This window comes from Gordonia sp. NPDC003429 (genome assembly GCF_053588575.1).
This window is the reverse complement of the sequence record NZ_JBSFQF010000003.1, coordinates 112,883-128,475: the sequence shown is the minus strand read 5'-3', so window position 1 is coordinate 128,475 and position 15,593 is coordinate 112,883. Positions and strand designations below refer to the sequence as shown.

The following is a 15,593-nucleotide window of genomic DNA, read 5'->3' as shown; positions in this document are numbered from 1 at the left end:
GAATGCGCACACCGGCGTCGGCGGGTCGCCGCGTCGCCGGTTTGGGCGGCGGCTCACCAGCCTGCGAAGATGCAGCGGTGACCTCGCACGACGGCGGTACGCCCGCAGCCCACCTCGAACCCGACCACGCCTTCCGCGTGGGCACGCGGCTGCCGGATTCGCTCGGCCGTACCGGCGTGATCGCCACGCCGCACGGCGAGATCCACACCCCCGCGTTCGTGCCGGTGGGCACCAAGGCCACCGTCAAGACGGTGCTGCCCGAGGCCGTCGCCGCACTTGGCGCGCAGGCCGTGCTGGCCAACGCCTATCACCTCTACCTGCAGCCGGGACCGGACATCATCGACGCCGCCGGCGGGCTGGGTGCCTTCATGAACTGGCCGGGACCCACCTACACCGACAGCGGCGGCTTCCAGGTGATGTCGCTGGGCGCGGGATTCAAGAAGGTCATCTCGATGGACGTGACCGGCGAGCAGGACGACGACAAGATCGCCGAGGGCCGCGAACGTCTCTCCCGGGTGGACGACGACGGGGTGACGTTCAAATCGCATCTGGACGGCTCGTTTCACCGGTTCACGCCGGAGGTGTCGATGCAGATCCAGCACCAGCTCGGCGCCGACATCATCTTCGCCTTCGACGAACTGACCACACTGATGAACACCCGTGGCTATCAAGAGAATTCGCTCGAACGCACCCGGCAGTGGGCGATTCGCTGTCTGGCCGAACACAATCGACTCTCCGTGGAGCGCAGTCACCGCCCGCAGCAGTCGCTGTGGGGAGTGGTCCAGGGTGCGCAGTACGAGGATCTACGCCGCAAAGCGGCCCGCGACCTCGTCGAACTCAGCCGCATCGATCAGCGCAACGGCGGAAAAGGGTTCGGCGGCTACGGAATCGGGGGAGCGCTCACCAAGGACGAGCTCGGCACCATCGTCGGCTGGGTCAACCAGGAACTGCCCGAGCAGGCACCCAAACATCTCCTCGGCATCAGCGAACCCGACGACATCTTCACCGCCATCGAGAACGGCGCCGACACCTTCGACTGCGTGTCACCCACGCGGGTGGCGCGCAACGGCGCCATCTACTCGTTCGACGGTCGCTACAACGTCACCAATGCGCGTTACCGCAACGATTTCGGGCCCCTCGACCCGGAGATCACCAACTACACCTCGCAGTACTCGCGTGCCTATCTGCATCACCTGTTCAAGGCCAAGGAGGGTCTGGCGGCCACCCTGGCCACCCTGCACAACGTCTCCTTTGTGGTGCAGATGGTCGACGGTGCGCGCCGCGCCATCGACGCCGGTGAGTACACCGCCTACCGCGACGAGTTCCTGGGCCGCTACTACCGGGGTCGACACAACGGGGACCGGACCTAAGGGCTGCGCGGAGGGCAGGGAACTCCACCGCTGTCCGATTCGTTGGATTCGCGAAGTACCACGTCCACGATCAGAAAGCAGCGATGAACCGCGCCCGGCGCAAACGAGCGAAACCTCGACGAACCGGCCCCCACCCGGGGGCATCCACACCTGAGCGCGCGGCGGTGATCGCATGGTGACCGCCCTGGGCATTCTGCTCGGCATCGTCGTCGTGATCGCCATCACCGCGCTGACCGGCTATTTCGTGGCGCAGGAGTTCGCCTACATGGCCGTCGACCGGTCCCGCCTCAAGGCGCGCGCCGCCGACGGCGACGCTGCGGCCGCCCGCGCGCTGGGCGTCACGCGCCGCACCTCGTTCATGCTCTCCGGTGCGCAACTCGGCATCACCGTCACCGGACTGCTCGTCGGCTATGTCGCCGAACCGCTCATCGGTAGCGGTGTCGGCGAGATCCTGGGCGACGTGGGCATCCCGCTGGCCGTCGGTGTCGTGATCGGCACGGTGGTGGCCGTGCTGGTGTCCACCGTGGTGCAGATGGTGTTCGGCGAGCTGTTCCCGAAGAACCTCGCCATCGCCCGGCCCGAGCCGGTGGCGCGTCGTCTGGCGTTGTCCACGAGCCTGTACCTGACGATCTTCGGCCCGGTGATCCGGGTTTTCGACGCGTCGTCGAATTTGCTGCTCAAGGTGCTGCGGATCGAACCGGTGCACGACGTGGAGCATTCGGCCACGCCGCGCGACCTCGAACACATCGTGGCGCAGTCGCAGGCTCTGGGTGAGCTGCCGCCGGAACTGGCGGTGCTGCTCGACCGCGTGATCGACTTCCCCACGCGCACCGCCCAACACGCGATGATCCCGCGGCCCCGCGTGGATCACGTGCGGGCCGGCACATCGCTGCCGGACTTGACTGAACTGATGGCCGGCGGCCACACCCGCTATCCCGTGATCGGCGAGCGCGCCGACGACGTGATCGGCATCGTGCACCTGCACGACGTGCTCGATGCACTTCACGCCGCCGAGTCGGTGGACACCGGTCCGGACGTGCCCGACGGCGCGGTCACCGCGGCCGATCTGGCACGACCCGCCGTCGTCGTGCCCACCACGCTTGCGCTCCCCGACGTCCTCGCCGCGTTGAACGAACGCGGCCACGACGACCGGATGGCCGTGGTCATCGACGAATACGGTGGTGTGGCCGGCGTGATCACCGTCGAGGACATCGCCGAGGAGATGGTCGGCGAGATCGACGACGAGCACGATCCGCAGACCAGCGCGCCGATCGAGATCGTCGACGACGGCTGGCTGATCAGCGGCAGCACCGCTCTCGACGAGGTGTCCCGGGCCATCGGACACGACCTGGTGGAGGGTGACCACGAAACGCTCGGTGGTCTCGTGATCCACGCGGCGGGTGGGCTGCCCGCGGCCGGCGACCGGGTGACGCTGCCGGTGGAGCCAATTGCCGTGCCCGACGATGGATCTCATCGGACGACGGTGTCGGCGACGGTGGTCGGTATCGACCGCCGCGTTCCCTCGTTGGTGCGTGTCGCCGTCGACGAGCTGGGAGCACACCGATGAGCAACCCCTGGGTGGTGCTGGCCGCCACCATCGTCCTGATCGCGGCCAGTGCCTTCTTCGTCGCGGTCGAGTTCTCGCTCATCGCCGCCCGCCGCCACCGACTCGAAGACGCGGCCGCGCACAGTCGCGCGGCGCGCGCGGCGGTCCGCAGCGCGGGCGAACTGTCCGTGCTACTCGCCGGGTCACAGCTGGGCATCACCGTGTGCACGTTGGCGCTCGGTGCGGTGACCAAACCTGCTGTGCACCACTGGCTCACACCGGCCGTCGAATCATTGGGCGCGCCGCTGTGGCTGGCCGATATCGCCGGTTTCGTGCTGGCGCTCATCATCGTCACCTTCTTGCACCTGGTGGTCGGGGAGATGGCACCGAAGTCGTGGGCCATCGCCCATCCCGAGAAATCGGCTGTGCTGCTTGCGGTTCCGATGCGCGCGTTCATGTGGCTCACCCGCCCGCTGATCATGCAACTCAACGCGATGGCCAACTGGTGCCTGCGCCGCGTGGGTGTGCAACCGGTCGACCAGTTGTCGGAAGGACAGGACCCGGACACGCTACGCGAACTCGTCGACCATTCGGCGCAGACTGGGACGCTGGACGCGGAGTATCACGCGCGTCTGTCGAGTGCGCTCGCACTGGAGTCGCTGACCGCCGGCGACGTGGTCACCGACTCGCCGCTCGCGGTGATCGATTCCGGTGCCGGCCCAGGCGAGATCCGCGCGGTGTCCCGCGAGAGTGGGCACTCGCGTCTCCTGGTGAGGTCCGGCGGATCAGGCCGCGACGCCGACGCCCTGAGCGGCGTCGTCCATGTGCGCGACAGCCTCGCCGCTCCATCCGGCACCACCGCAGCCGATCTCGCGCGACCACTCGCGCGGGTGGCGGCCGACCTACCGGTGCACGAGGTGCTGCGCCGCATGCGCGAGACCCGCGGTCATCTCGCGCTGGTCACCGATGGCGACCGGGTGCGCGGCGTGCTCTCGCTCGACGACGTGCTGACCCCGCTGGTCGCCTCGGCAGGCTGATCGAGCTGTCCTCCGCTGATCGACCTGCCCCCCGCTGATCGAGCTGCCCACCGCTGACAGAGCTGCCCATCGCTGATCGAGCTGCCCTCCGCTGACAGAGCTGCCCACCGCTGACAGAGCTGCCCACCGCTGATCGAGCTGCCCACCGCTGATCGAGCTTGTCGAGATCACTCCCACTCGGCGTCGGTGAGAATCCACGGGTCCCGCGGCAGCGTCGCGGGATCGTAACGGGCGACGAGATCCGCCGGCGCCACCCGCTCACCCGGGGCGGCCAGACCCAACGACACCGCGATGTGGTCGAGCACCGTCGCCGCGTCGACACTGCGCGCGGCCAGGTCGGTCAGCGTCACCGCGCCGTCACGCTTGGACAACCGGATGTGGTTCTCGTTCAACACCATCGGTACGTGCGCGTAGATCGGCGGGCGGTGGCCGAGCAGGGTGCACAGGTAGGCCTGTCGCGGGGCCGACGACAGCAGGTCGTCGCCGCGAACCACCTGATCGATACCCTGCTCGGCGTCGTCGACCACCACCGCCAGGTTGTAGGCCGGTGTGCCGTCGCCGCGTTCGATGACGAAATCGTCCACCGCCCCGACGTATTCGCCGTGCAGCACGTCGGTGACCGCGAATTCGGTGACGTCGGTGATGATCCGGGTGGCGGGTACTCGTCCGCTCGCACGTTTCTCGGCACGCTGGGTGTCGGTGAGGTGGCGGCACGTCCCCGGATAGGCGCCCGGCGGTGTGTGTGGTGCGCTCGGTGCCTCCAGGATCTCGCGGCGGGTGCAGAAACACTCGAAGGTGCGGCCGCGGGCGCGTAACCCGTCGATCACCGCGCGATAGTGGTCGAGACGATCACTTTGATAGATCACCGGAGAGTCCCACTCGACGCCGAGGGCATGGAGGTCGTCGATCTGGCCCCGGTCGGCACCGACGGCCGTGCGGTCCAGGTTCTCCATCCGCAGCAGAAAACGGCGACCGGTGGTGCGCGCGAACAGCCACGACAGCAGCGCGGTCCGCAGGTTGCCCACATGCAGTTCGCCCGACGGCGACGGTGCGAACCGGCCCGCGGCACTCACATCCACCGATGCAGGTGCGGCCGATCGATCCGGGGAAGACATCGCATCGAGCCTACCGCCGCGCCGCCGGGACACCCCGACCGACGATCGGCAGTCCTCAGATCGGGGCGCCGAGCTCGATCACCAGCCTGACCCCACCGAGTGGACTGTCCTCGAAATACGTCTGGCCGCCATGGAGTTCGGCCTGCTGCGCGATGAGGGCGAGTCCCAGACCCGAACCCGACGCCGCCGCGGTCGATCCCCGGACGAAACGCTCGAACACGCGCCGGCGCTCCTGCGGTGCGATGCCCACCCCGTCGTCATCGACCATCACCGCCACCGACCCGGCCGGTTCGCGTCGGCCGCTGATCTCCACTCGGTGCGCGCGTCCGTGTTTGACGGCGTTGGTGATCGCGTTGTCCAGGGCGAGACGGATGCCGTCTCCCCATCCGGTGACGATCAGCGGGTCGTCGCCGAGCACGGTGACGGTGATGCCGGGGTGGATGCGGGCCGACTCCGCGGCGGCCTCATCGGCCACCTCCAGCACGTCGACCGGTTCGCCGGGGCCGCGCCGCAGGTCGCCCGCCGCGAGGTTCTCCAGGGCTTGCAGCGTCGCCTCGATCCGGCCCTGAGTGTGGAGGAGGTCGGTGAGCAGCGCGTCACGGTCGGCGGGTGCGAGCCGCGCCGAACCGATCACCTCCAAGTCGGTACGCATCACCGTCAGCGGGGTGCGCAACTCGTGTGCCGCGGCGGCGGCGAAACCGCGGGCGGTCTCCAGTGCGGCCCCGGTTTCCTCCTGCGCGAGGCGGATACGCGCCAGCATCCCCCGAATCGCCGACGCGAGTTCATCGGTTTCGCGTGCGCCCGTCGGGGCGTCGTCCACGTCCGGTGGCGTGGCCGAGACCTGCCCGGTGAGCCGCACCAGCGGCCGCACGGCCCGGCCACCGAAGACCCAGCCGAGCAGGCTGGCGGCGATCACCGCGACCGCCCCGGTGACCCAGACGCGGCGCTGCTGGGTGCGGGTGATGGTGCGCGCGGTGAGCGTGGGTGCCGCCACCGAGACGTCCACCCGTTCTCCGGTGGCCAGCGTCGCCGACCCCGTGTCCACCCGGTATTCGGTGCCGTTGATGTCGACAGTGTGAAACCCGTACGGCTGCCGCGGGATTCGCGTGGTGGTTCCGGCGACCACGGTGTCCCCGTTACGCAGGGTCACCGCGAGGGCACCCACATCACCGATCCGACCGAGGTCGGCCTGTGCCACGTCGATGTTCAGACTCACCAGCCGGCTCGCCGTCTCCAGTTGCCGATCGAGATGGTTCAGATTGTTGCGCGCGATCTGATACGAGATGAAACCGGCCAGGGCGGTCACGATGATGAATGCCCCGGCCGACGCCGCCGCGGCCACCCGGACCCGCAGTGAGAAGGGCCGTCGCGGCATCACCGTCGCGGACCGCCGTGTGTGGTCGAGAGCCCCGACCTCACGTCTCCTCGTCCCGCAGCACGTAACCGATTCCCCGGACGGTGTGCAGTATCCGCGGGCGCCCGTCCACCTCGGTCTTGCGTCGCAGGTAGCCGACGAAGACGTCGGCGACGTTGGTGTCGGTGGCGAAGTTGTAGCCCCACACGGTTTCGAGGAGTTCGGCGCGGCTGAGCACCCGGCCATGATTCTGTGCGAACGTGGCCAGCAGGTCGAACTCGCGGCGGGTGAGATTGAGTTCGAGGTCGTCGCGGAACGCGCGGTGCGCGGCGAGGTCCACCCGCAGCGGGCCGGCCTCGAGGGGCTGCTGGCGAGACCGCGGCACATGCGGGTCACGCCTGCTGCGCCGCAGCAGGGCGCCGAGCCGCGCGGTCAGTTCGGCCAGCACGAACGGTTTCACCAGATAGTCGTCGGCGCCCGCCTCGAGCCCCGCGATCCGCGCCTCGGGTGAACTGCGCGCGCTGAGCACACAGATCGGCACCGTGCTGCCGCGGTCGCGCAGCTCGCTGATCACACTCATCCCCGAGCGGTCGGGCATCGTCATGTCCAGCACGATCGCCTCCACCTGGTCCTCGTCGAAGATCCGAAGTGCCTGCGTGCCACCGCTGGCAACCTCGACGTCGAAGCCGAAGACCTGCAGTCCGCGGCTCACCGACGCTCGTATCGCGTCGTCGTCGTCCACGACGAGAACTCGTGCCCGGTGCTCCGGTCCGCTGACCATGGTCCTCAACGGTACGGCGTGTGGGCCTGTTCGACGGACGTGAACCGATGAGAGATCGGTGAGAGTCACGCGTGACGATCTACCCGCCGCCCACTGCTGGCTAGGGTGTCAGTGTGCATCGCGTGGTGACGGTGGGTGTCCTCGGATCGAGCGCCCTGCTCGGCTTGGCTGCACTCCTCGGTGGCTGCGCCTCCAATGATCAGGTGTACGTGGCGCCGTCGACGTCTCTGGTGGTCCCCGCGGCGGCGACGCTGGTGGGGGAGGTGTCCGCGATCGGGCCCGACGACCTCGCGGTCGACGCCGGACTGGCCCGACCGGTGTCGGTTCGCCTGGCCGCCATCGTGCCGGTGGTGTGTGCGGGGGGACCGGCGCCGGCTGCCGCGCACTCCGATCTCTCCGCCGCGCTGTCGCGCACCGTCGCCGTCGGTACACCCGTGGTGGTGGCGCGCGTCGCCGGCCGCGACCCGAACGGCGACGTGCTGACCGGTTACGTGTTCCCCCGTGCACCGCGATCCACCGATCCGAGCGGCCCCAGCATCAACGAACAGCTCCTGCGTGCCGGTGAGGCACAGGTGCAGCCGCCGGTGCGTCATGGCGGGGACGCGCCACCGGTGGACAAGCAGGTCGCATCCGCGGTCGCGGACATGCCGCAACCCGGGCGCACGCTGTACCCGCGCCTGGTGGCCGCCGAATCGGACGCGTGGTCGGCGAAACGGGGACCGATCGGTGGATGTGCGCGCCACCAGCAGGTGCTCGACGATCAGGCCGCCGCATCCCGCGCGGCCGCCGCGACCACCACGCCGACCACTGCGCCGACGTCGACCCCCCGACCGCCGTCGTCGACGCCGACGAACGAGCCGGTGCCCACACGAGAGCATCCGATCCTCACCCGGATCTGCAAACGCATCGACATGTGCTGACGTGCACGCGTGAACGGCCCCGCGCATGCGCGGGGCCGTTCGGTCGGGGTTCGGTGCAACCCGCTGCTCAGTTCAGCGGTCCGGGGCAACGCCAGTCGTGAATTCCCGGACCCGGCTTGCCGACTCCGGGGCCGGGATCACCGTGCTGTTGCTTCTTCTGCGGGAGTCCGGGGCATCCCCAGTCGATGACGCCGGGACCCGGTTTGCCGATGCCGGGGCCCGGGTCGGCGGCGTGGGCGCTGCCGGCCCCGGCCATCAACGGAAGTGCGGTGAGGGCGCCGGCGGCGGCGACACCGGCGGCAAGGCGGCGGATTCGTGTCGAACGTGTGGTGATGGACATGGTCATTTCCTTTCCGTGGGACTTCAATTCGGTTGTTTCGCCCTGCGTCGGGCACCACCGACGATGCGGGCCGGGCGTGCTCACGACAACGCCTCGACGTCGCGCCTCACCGGTTCCTCATGCGCGTCGTGTGCCGAACTGCGCAGATGCGGATCGACGTGTGAACAGAGTGAGAGTCGCGCCGGGATACGGGGGTCGTTGCGGGAATCGAATCCAGTAGGGACGATGGGGTGGTGGACCTCCCGGTGATGCCGCCCATCGCGCCGATGCTCGCCAAGGCGGTCGATGCCGTCCCCGAACAACCCGACGGTGAGCCGGAGTGGTCATATGAACCCAAGTGGGATGGGTTCCGCGCGTTGATTTTTCGCGACGGCGACGAGGTGTACATCGGTTCCCGCGGCGGTAAGGATCTGGCCCGCTACTTTCCCGAGATCGTCGACGCCGCGCGTGTGGAACTACCCGCCAAGGTGGTGCTCGACGGTGAGATCGGCGTGCCGGCTCTGTTGGGTGACACCCATCGGCTCGACTGGGATTCGCTGGCCCAGCGCATCCATCCCGCCGAGTCACGGGTGCAGATGCTCGCGGAGAAAACCCCGGCCATCTTCATCGGATTCGATGCGCTGGCTCTCGATTCCATCTCCGTGATCGACGAGCCGTTCGCCCGGCGCCGGGAGGCGCTGCTGAACGCCGTCGGCGACGACGAGGCGGGACGACGGATCCGTGTCAGTCGCGTCACCACCGATGCCGCCGAGGCCCACGAGTGGTTCTCGGCGTTCGAGGGCGCCGGACTCGACGGGGTGGTGGCCAAACGTCTGGGCGGTCGTTACGTGCAGGGCAAACGGGAGATGCTCAAGGTCAAGCACAAACGCACCGCCGACTGTGTGGTCATCGGCTATCGCGTACACAAGAGCGGCACGGGTCTCGGGTCGATGCTGCTGGGTCTCTACGCCGATGGTCAGCCGCGGATGGTCGGCGGCGCGGGGGCGTTCACCGACCGCAAGCGAATCGAGTTGCAGCAGATGTTCGAACCACTGCGTCTCGATCCGGAGGCACCCGCCGCGGGGCAACCCACGCGCTGGCGGTCGGAGAAGTCGGAGGAGTGGATCCCGATCCGCCCAGAACTCGTCGCCGAAGTGGCGTATGACCAGATGGAGAACGGTCGGTTCCGCCACACGGTCAAGTTCCTGCGGTGGCGACCCGACCGCGATCCCGCCGGATGCGGCTACGACCAGCTCGAGGTGCCGCTGACCTACGATCTGCACGACGTGCTGGAAGGCGCTGACTGACATGGCATCTCGTTCGCCTGCCGAAGAACTCGCCGTCGACGGCGTCGCGGTACGCCTGAGCAACCCAGACAAGATCTACTTTCCGCAACTCGGTGAGAACGGCGGCCGCAAACGCGATCTGGTCGGCTACTACCAACGCGTCGCCAAACACGTGGCGGGCGGGAAAGCCGGTGGCGACGGGCCGATGATGACCGCCGTGCGCGATCGCCCGACCTTTCTGCAGCGATTTCCCGACGGCGTCGACGGTGACGAGATCTACCAGAAGCACATCCCCAAGAAGCGTCCCGAACACGTGCTGTCCACTCGCATCACCTTTCCGTCGGGGCGCACCGGAGACGCGCTGCGGCCCACGATCCCGGCCGACGTCGTCTGGGCCGCCAACCTCGGGACGGTCACCTTCCACACCTGGCCGACGATCTGCACCGACAACGACCATCCCGATCAGCTCCGCATCGACCTCGACCCGCAGCCGGGCACCGACTTCGACGACGTGCGGGCGGTCGCGCTCGACGTGCTGGCCCCGCTGCTCGACGAACTCGGGTACACCGGATTCCCGAAGACGTCCGGCGGCAGGGGGATTCACGTCTACATCCCGGTGGAACCGCGGTGGGACTTCATCGCCGGACGGCGCTGCGTGATAGCGCTGGCCCGCGAGATGGAACGCCGCAAGCCCGACGCGGTGACCATCTCCTGGTGGAAAGAGGAACGCGGACAACGCATCTTCATCGATTTCAACCAGAACGCCCGCGACCGCACGATGGCGTCGCCGTACTCGGTGCGACGCAGCGCCACCGCCCGGGTGTCCACGCCGGTCACCTGGGCCGAACTCGCCGACGTGAATCCCGACGACTGCACCATCTCCACCGTGCCCGACCTGCTGGCCAAGAGGGGAGATCCGATGGCCGACATCGCCTCTCACCGTCGCGGGCTCGAACCCCTGCTGGAACTCGTGCAGCGTGACGACGCCGATGGTCTCGGCGATATGCCGTATCCGCCGAGCTATCCGAAGATGCCCGGGGAACCGCCGCGGGTGCAACCGAGTAAGAAGGTCGGCGCACACTGGGATTCCCACGGTAACCGCATCACCGGAGGCTGAACCCGCCGTTGTGATCGCCGTCCACCGAACACCGGTTGCTCGACGCCATCCGACCACGAAGGAGATCCGATGCCTGCCACGCGCGAACCCCATCCCTGGCCCGAGGTGCCGGTGGCCGAATGGGAAGACACCCGCGACACCGTGCAGTTGTGGACGCAGATCGTCGGCAAGACGCGACTTGCCTTGTCGCCGCCGGAAAATCACTGGTGGAATGTCGCGCTGTATGTGAATTCGGTGGGACTGACCACGTCACTGATGCCCTACGACGGCTACGGGGTGGAAGTGGTGTTCGACTTCACCGCCGACGTTCTGGAGATCGTCACCACTCGCGGCGAGCGACGGCAGGTGCGGCTCGAGCCCCGCACCGTCGCCGATTTCTATGCCGATTACCTCGCCCAACTGGGCTCGCTGGGCATCGAGTTCCCGATCTACCCCAAACCCGTCGAACTTCCCGAGGCCATCCCGTTTCCCGACGACACCACGAACGCCGCCTACGACGCCGACGCGATGCGCCGGTTCTGGACGTCGATGGTCAGTGCCAAGCGGGTGTTCGACACCTTCCGCGGACAGTTCACCGGGAAATGCAGTCCGGTGCACTTCTTCTGGGGCGCTTTCGATCTCGCGGTCACCCGTTTCTCCGGACGTGGCGCACCGCTGCATCCCGGCGGCATACCCAACTGTCCCGACTGGGTGATGCACAAGGCCTACGACGCGCAGTTGTCGAGCGCGGGATACTGGCCGGGCGGCGGTGCGGAAGGGGCGTTCTATTCCTATGCCTATCCCGGACCCGACGGATTCGGTGACGCCGTCGTCGCTCCCGACCCCGCCTACTTCGACGAATCGCTCGGCGAGTTCCTGCTGCCGTACACGGCGGTGCGCAGTGCGTCGGACCCCGATGCACTGGTGCTGGAATTCTTGCAGTCGACCTACGACGCGGCGGCCCGCCTCGCCGATTGGCCGCTGCCGCTGCGCTGAGAAGGACGTAGGGTGATTGATCGCCGGTGCGTCAGGTCGTGCTGGACCGGATTCGAGGTGGGGACATTGAAGAAGACCGCTGTGATGGTCGCGATTCTCGGCGCGGTCGTCGCGACGCTGCTGGCTCCCGCGGCCACCGCGCGCGCCGCCGTCCTACCGGTGCGGTCCGGCATGGAGATCGAGGTCCCGCAGACACTCGTCACCGCCGCCGAATGCACCCTCGGCGCCGTCGTCTCGGCCACCGACGCCCTGACCGCAGGGCATTGCGGCAACGTCGGTCAAGACGTCTACACCGGCGGGGGCAAGCGCATCGGGACCATCCGCGCCAACGGCATCAACCAAGGTCTCGACATCGCGATCATCCGCCTGGCGCCCGGCACCAGGGCTGTCGTCGACCCGATCGACTGGTCGTCGGGCTTCCGGAAGGGGCAGACCGTGACCAAGTTCGGTGTGACCTCGGGATTCGGCCGCGGAGTGATCACCGACCCCCGACCCGAGGTGCGCAGCGCGCGCGGCTTCTCGCTGGCCCCGCCGTTCCTCATCCTGCACGACACCGTCAGCGTGGAGTCGAGCCTGGTGTCGCGATCGGGCGACAGCGGGGCGGGTGTCCGCGACGCGAGCGGGCGAGTGATCGGCATCCTGTCGGCGGGGTCGGACACGGCCACCCTGATCGCACCCGTGTCGTTGATTCCCGGCCATCCGCGCTGACCAGGACACCCACCTGCGGCCGCACGCATTTGGGTAGCGGGCGCGACGCCCGCTATCATCGCTGAGCCTGGAGGATTCGCCTAGTGGCCTATGGCGCTCGCCTGGAACGCGGGTTGGGTTAACAGCCCTCGGGGGTTCGAATCCCCCATCCTCCGCCAAATCGTCGAACGCGGTGCGAGTCGGTGAACGCTGGTGGTACAGCCACCGCGTCTACCGGTTCGCGCCGCGTTTTCGCGTTGAATCCGGTGATGGTGTGCGTCGACCAGGGCCGGTGTGCTCGTTGGGCGCACGCCTGGTTAGAATTGACGACGGATCCCGCGCGGCGTGCATCCTGTGAACTCCCCCAGGGCCGGAAGGCAGCAAGGGTCAACGGGCTCTCTCGGGTGCGCGGGGTCCCCCATCACAAGGTCACCAGCGCCGTCGGGCCGCGAGAGCCAAAGCCGCGTCGGCCCGGCGAGAGGGCTTCGCGTTGAACTACCACTCGATGAGTGCCGACCAGCTCCGCGCCACCCAGGACGACCTGCGCAAGCTTTACGACGCGCTCTGTGCGGCCGGCCTGAAACTCGACCTGACCCGCGGGAAACCCGCCGCCGATCAGCTCGATCTCTCCAATGAACTGCTGGCCCTGCCCGGCGCCGACGACTTTCGGGACGCCGCGGGCACCGACACCCGTAACTACGGCGGCATCGCGGGCCTGCCCGAACTGCGGGCGATCTTCGGTGAACTGCTCGCCGTGGACCCCGCCAATCTCATCGCTTTCGGCAACTCGAGCCTGGAGCTGATGCATCAGCTCACCGTGTTCTCGCTGTTGCGTGGCAACCCGGACTCCACGATCCCGTGGGGTGCGGCACCCATCAAGTTCCTGTGCCCGTCGCCGGGCTACGACCGGCACTTCGCCATCACCGAGCACTACGGCATCGAGATGATCCCGGTGCCGATGCTGCCGAACGGCCCCGACGTCGACGTGTGCGCGGAACTGACTGCTGCCGATCCGAGCATCAAGGGCCTGTGGGCGGTGCCCACCTACTCCAACCCGACGGGGGCCACCTACACCGAGGAGGTCGCGCGGGCGTTGATGTCGATGCCCGCCGCCCCGGACTTCCGCATCTACTGGGACAACGCCTACGCGGTGCACACCCTCGTCGACGCGCCCCCGCCGCCGCTGCCGATCATCGACATCGCCGCGCAGGAGGGCAACCCCAACCGGGTGTACGTCCTGGGGTCCACGTCGAAGATCACGTTCGCCGGTGCCGGCGTCGCGTTCTTCGGTTCCTCGCCGGCCAACGTCGACTGGTTCACCAAGAACCTGTCGTTCTCGACGATCGGGCCGGACAAGATCAACCAGCTCCGGCATACCCGGTTCTTCGGTAGTGCCGCTGGCGTGCACGAGCACATGGCCCTGCACCGCGCCCTACTGGCGCCGAAGTTCGCGCTCGTGCTCGAGATCCTCGCCGACCGTCTCGCCGACTCCAAGGTCGCGGCCTGGTCGGAGCCCGAGGGCGGCTACTTCATCAGCCTCGACGTGATCGACGGCGCGGCCAAGCGGACCATCCAGCTGGCCAAGGAGGCGGGTATCGCGCTGACCGCGGCCGGGTCGACCTACCCCTACAAGGACGATCCGTACGACCGGAACATCCGGCTCGCGCCCACCTTCCCCGGCATCGACGAGTTGCGTGCCGCGATGGACGGCGTGGCCACGTGTGTGCTCCTCGCGGCCACCGAGACGTTGCTCTCGGCCGCCGACTCCTGAGCCGGGATGAGCAGAGTGTCTCGCCGGTGGCTGGTGGCCGCCGGGTTCGCGCTCGTCGGGGTGCTCGCGCTGTGGCTGCAGGACGTTGTGGTGCCCTACACCACACCCTTCTGGGGTCTGTTCGACAATCAGCTCGATCTCGACGTCTATCGTGCCGGCAGCCAGACCGTGCTCGACGGTGGGAGTCTCTACGACGCCAAACTGCTCGGGCAGATGGACTACACCTACGCGCCCATCTCCGCCATCATCTTCTTCCCGTTCGCGTGGATGCCGTTCGAGGCCGCTCGAATCATCTGGACCGCAGGCATTTTCATCGCGCTCTACCTGGTGATCATGCTCAGTTTCCGCTCACTCGGCCGGCGGGCGAGTTGGCCGCTGCGGGTCATCGCGGTATCGCTGGTGGCGGTGTCGCTGCTGCTCGAACCGGTGCGCACCACCATCTGGTACGGGCAGATCAACGTCTTCCTGATGCTGATCGTGCTCGCCGACCTGCTACGACCCGACCGCAGCCGTGTGATGGGAGTCGGCACCGGTATCGCCGCAGGCATCAAGCTGACGCCGCTGATCTTCATCCTCTATCTGGGTCTGCTGCGCCGTTGGCGGGCGATGCTGGGCGTGATCGCCGGGTTCGTCGGCACCATCGTCGTCGGATTCATCGCATTGCCCGCGGAATCGTGGGCGTACTGGACCGACAAGCTCTTCGACTCCAATCGTGTCGGCGCCCCGCAGACGGTCGGCAACCAGTCGATCCGCGGGTGGCTGGCCAATCTGATCCACACCGACCATCCCAACGGGCTGCTGTGGCTGGTGCTGGTGCTGGCCGCGCTGACGCTGGGGATGTACGCTGCGGTTCTGGCGCACCGCAACGGTCAGGAGTTGCTGGCGTTGTCGCTGGTCGGGATGACCGCCTGTGCGATCTCCCCGATGTCGTGGGGGCATCACTGGGTGTGGTTCGTTCCGGTCATGGTGATCTGCGTGCACCTGGCGTTGCGGACCGACCTGTCGGCGCCGCGGCGCGTCGCCGCGGGGCTCGGGCTCGCCTGCCTGATCCTCGTCGCGTTCTCGTGGCGGACGTATCTCGCGCATCCGATCTGGTTCGTGAACAAGACGGTCCCCGACGCCTACCTCATCGGGCTGTTCTTCAAGCACGGCATCGCATGGCTCGAATGGTTCACCGTGTACCCCTACAACGCGGTGTTCCTCGGGACGTCGATCGCGACGATCTTGGTGTTCCGCACTTCGCGGACATCTCCCCTTCCCAGTGCCGACACCGAGCGCGACCCGGTCGGGTAGCCCGTCGAGCGTGCCCGGATCC

General features: G+C 68.0%; 14 protein-coding genes, 1 tRNA gene and 1 other RNA gene. 12 read left to right on the top strand and 4 right to left on the bottom strand.

Features of this window, described 5'->3' with window-relative positions; genetic code table 11:
* Window positions 1–2: 2 nt before the first annotated feature.
* The 3 genes from tgt (at window position 3) to ACWDSI_RS05885 (ending at window position 3,953) form a co-directional block, all read left to right on the top strand.
* Complete coding sequence (gene tgt / locus ACWDSI_RS05895; protein ID WP_449755952.1) at window positions 3–1,370, top strand: tRNA guanosine(34) transglycosylase Tgt; 1,368 nt, start codon at window positions 3–5, stop codon at window positions 1,368–1,370.
* 172 nt (window positions 1,371–1,542) lie between these two features.
* Window positions 1,543–2,937 (top strand): hemolysin family protein, encoded by a 1,395-nt coding sequence (locus ACWDSI_RS05890; protein WP_449755951.1) that lies wholly within the window; start codon window positions 1,543–1,545, stop codon window positions 2,935–2,937.
* Entirely contained in the window at window positions 2,934–3,953 is a 1,020-nt protein-coding gene (locus ACWDSI_RS05885) for a hemolysin family protein (RefSeq protein ID WP_449755950.1), read from the top strand. The genes ACWDSI_RS05890 and ACWDSI_RS05885 overlap by 4 nt, the downstream gene beginning before the upstream one ends.
* Before the next feature lie 167 nt (window positions 3,954–4,120).
* Here ACWDSI_RS05885 and gluQRS read toward each other — a convergent pair whose 3' ends face one another.
* Genes gluQRS through ACWDSI_RS05870 form a run of 3 tightly spaced genes read right to left on the bottom strand, consistent with a single transcriptional unit; the run spans window position 4,121 to window position 7,203 of the window.
* Window positions 4,121–5,068, bottom strand: a complete 948-nt coding sequence (gene gluQRS / locus ACWDSI_RS05880) for a tRNA glutamyl-Q(34) synthetase GluQRS (protein WP_449755949.1) — start codon at window positions 5,066–5,068, stop codon at window positions 4,121–4,123.
* 55 nt (window positions 5,069–5,123) lie between these two features.
* The gene (locus ACWDSI_RS05875) at window positions 5,124–6,443 is read right to left on the bottom strand and encodes a sensor histidine kinase (RefSeq protein WP_449755948.1); all 1,320 of its coding nucleotides are present in this window, start codon (window positions 6,441–6,443) and stop codon (window positions 5,124–5,126) included.
* A gap of 40 nt (window positions 6,444–6,483) precedes the next feature.
* Window positions 6,484–7,203 (bottom strand): response regulator transcription factor, encoded by a 720-nt coding sequence (locus ACWDSI_RS05870; RefSeq protein ID WP_449755947.1) that lies wholly within the window; start codon window positions 7,201–7,203, stop codon window positions 6,484–6,486.
* A 113-nt stretch (window positions 7,204–7,316) separates the two neighbouring features.
* On the opposite strand from ACWDSI_RS05870, the gene ACWDSI_RS05865 reads away from it, so the two are divergent.
* Complete coding sequence (locus ACWDSI_RS05865; RefSeq protein WP_449755946.1) at window positions 7,317–8,123, top strand: hypothetical protein; 807 nt, start codon at window positions 7,317–7,319, stop codon at window positions 8,121–8,123.
* Window positions 8,124–8,190: 67 nt separating this feature from the next.
* On the opposite strand, the gene ACWDSI_RS05860 is transcribed toward ACWDSI_RS05865, so the two are convergent.
* Window positions 8,191–8,463, bottom strand: coding sequence for a hypothetical protein (locus ACWDSI_RS05860; RefSeq protein ID WP_449747302.1), 273 nt, complete (start codon window positions 8,461–8,463; stop codon window positions 8,191–8,193).
* A gap of 233 nt (window positions 8,464–8,696) precedes the next feature.
* On the opposite strand from ACWDSI_RS05860, the gene ACWDSI_RS05855 reads away from it, so the two are divergent.
* The 8 genes from ACWDSI_RS05855 to ACWDSI_RS05820 all read left to right on the top strand — a co-directional run bounded on the left by ACWDSI_RS05855 (window position 8,697) and on the right by ACWDSI_RS05820 (window position 15,571).
* The gene (locus ACWDSI_RS05855; RefSeq protein ID WP_449755945.1) at window positions 8,697–9,749 is read left to right on the top strand and encodes an ATP-dependent DNA ligase; all 1,053 of its coding nucleotides are present in this window, start codon (window positions 8,697–8,699) and stop codon (window positions 9,747–9,749) included.
* A gap of 1 nt (window position 9,750) precedes the next feature.
* Window positions 9,751–10,845, top strand: a complete 1,095-nt coding sequence (locus tag ACWDSI_RS05850) for a DNA polymerase domain-containing protein (RefSeq protein ID WP_449755944.1) — start codon at window positions 9,751–9,753, stop codon at window positions 10,843–10,845.
* 69 nt (window positions 10,846–10,914) lie between these two features.
* On the top strand, window positions 10,915–11,820 hold the full coding sequence (locus ACWDSI_RS05845) for a DUF5996 family protein (RefSeq protein WP_449755943.1): 906 nt from the start codon (window positions 10,915–10,917) through the stop codon (window positions 11,818–11,820).
* Between the two features lie 66 nt (window positions 11,821–11,886).
* Complete coding sequence (locus ACWDSI_RS05840) at window positions 11,887–12,528, top strand: trypsin-like serine protease (RefSeq protein ID WP_449755942.1); 642 nt, start codon at window positions 11,887–11,889, stop codon at window positions 12,526–12,528.
* A 69-nt stretch (window positions 12,529–12,597) separates the two neighbouring features.
* Window positions 12,598–12,686: transfer RNA gene (locus ACWDSI_RS05835), tRNA-Ser, on the top strand.
* Window positions 12,687–12,835: 149 nt separating this feature from the next.
* Window positions 12,836–12,930, top strand: an RNA gene (gene ffs / locus ACWDSI_RS05830) — signal recognition particle sRNA small type.
* Between the two features lie 67 nt (window positions 12,931–12,997).
* Entirely contained in the window at window positions 12,998–14,278 is a 1,281-nt protein-coding gene (locus ACWDSI_RS05825) for an aminotransferase class I/II-fold pyridoxal phosphate-dependent enzyme (protein WP_449755941.1), read from the top strand.
* 6 nt (window positions 14,279–14,284) lie between these two features.
* Complete coding sequence (locus ACWDSI_RS05820) at window positions 14,285–15,571, top strand: glycosyltransferase 87 family protein (protein WP_449755940.1); 1,287 nt, start codon at window positions 14,285–14,287, stop codon at window positions 15,569–15,571.
* Window positions 15,572–15,593: the final 22 nt, after the last annotated feature.

Excerpts from the sequence above, each read along its gene's own strand:
- ACWDSI_RS05850 (WP_449755944.1), top strand. The coding sequence starts at position 9,751 with ATGGCATCTCGTTCGCCTGCCGAAGAACTCGCCGTCGACGGCGTCGCG.
- ACWDSI_RS05870 (WP_449755947.1), bottom strand. The coding sequence starts at position 7,203 with ATGGTCAGCGGACCGGAGCACCGGGCACGAGTTCTCGTCGTGGACGAC.
- ACWDSI_RS05820 (WP_449755940.1), top strand. The coding sequence starts at position 14,285 with ATGAGCAGAGTGTCTCGCCGGTGGCTGGTGGCCGCCGGGTTCGCGCTC.
- ACWDSI_RS05885 (WP_449755950.1), top strand. The coding sequence starts at position 2,934 with ATGAGCAACCCCTGGGTGGTGCTGGCCGCCACCATCGTCCTGATCGCG.
- ACWDSI_RS05875 (WP_449755948.1), bottom strand. The coding sequence starts at position 6,443 with ATGCCGCGACGGCCCTTCTCACTGCGGGTCCGGGTGGCCGCGGCGGCG.
- gluQRS (WP_449755949.1), bottom strand. The coding sequence starts at position 5,068 with ATGTCTTCCCCGGATCGATCGGCCGCACCTGCATCGGTGGATGTGAGT.
- ACWDSI_RS05890 (WP_449755951.1), top strand. The coding sequence starts at position 1,543 with ATGGTGACCGCCCTGGGCATTCTGCTCGGCATCGTCGTCGTGATCGCC.
- tgt (WP_449755952.1), top strand. The coding sequence starts at position 3 with ATGCGCACACCGGCGTCGGCGGGTCGCCGCGTCGCCGGTTTGGGCGGC.
- ACWDSI_RS05860 (WP_449747302.1), bottom strand. The coding sequence starts at position 8,463 with ATGTCCATCACCACACGTTCGACACGAATCCGCCGCCTTGCCGCCGGT.
- ACWDSI_RS05845 (WP_449755943.1), top strand. The coding sequence starts at position 10,915 with ATGCCTGCCACGCGCGAACCCCATCCCTGGCCCGAGGTGCCGGTGGCC.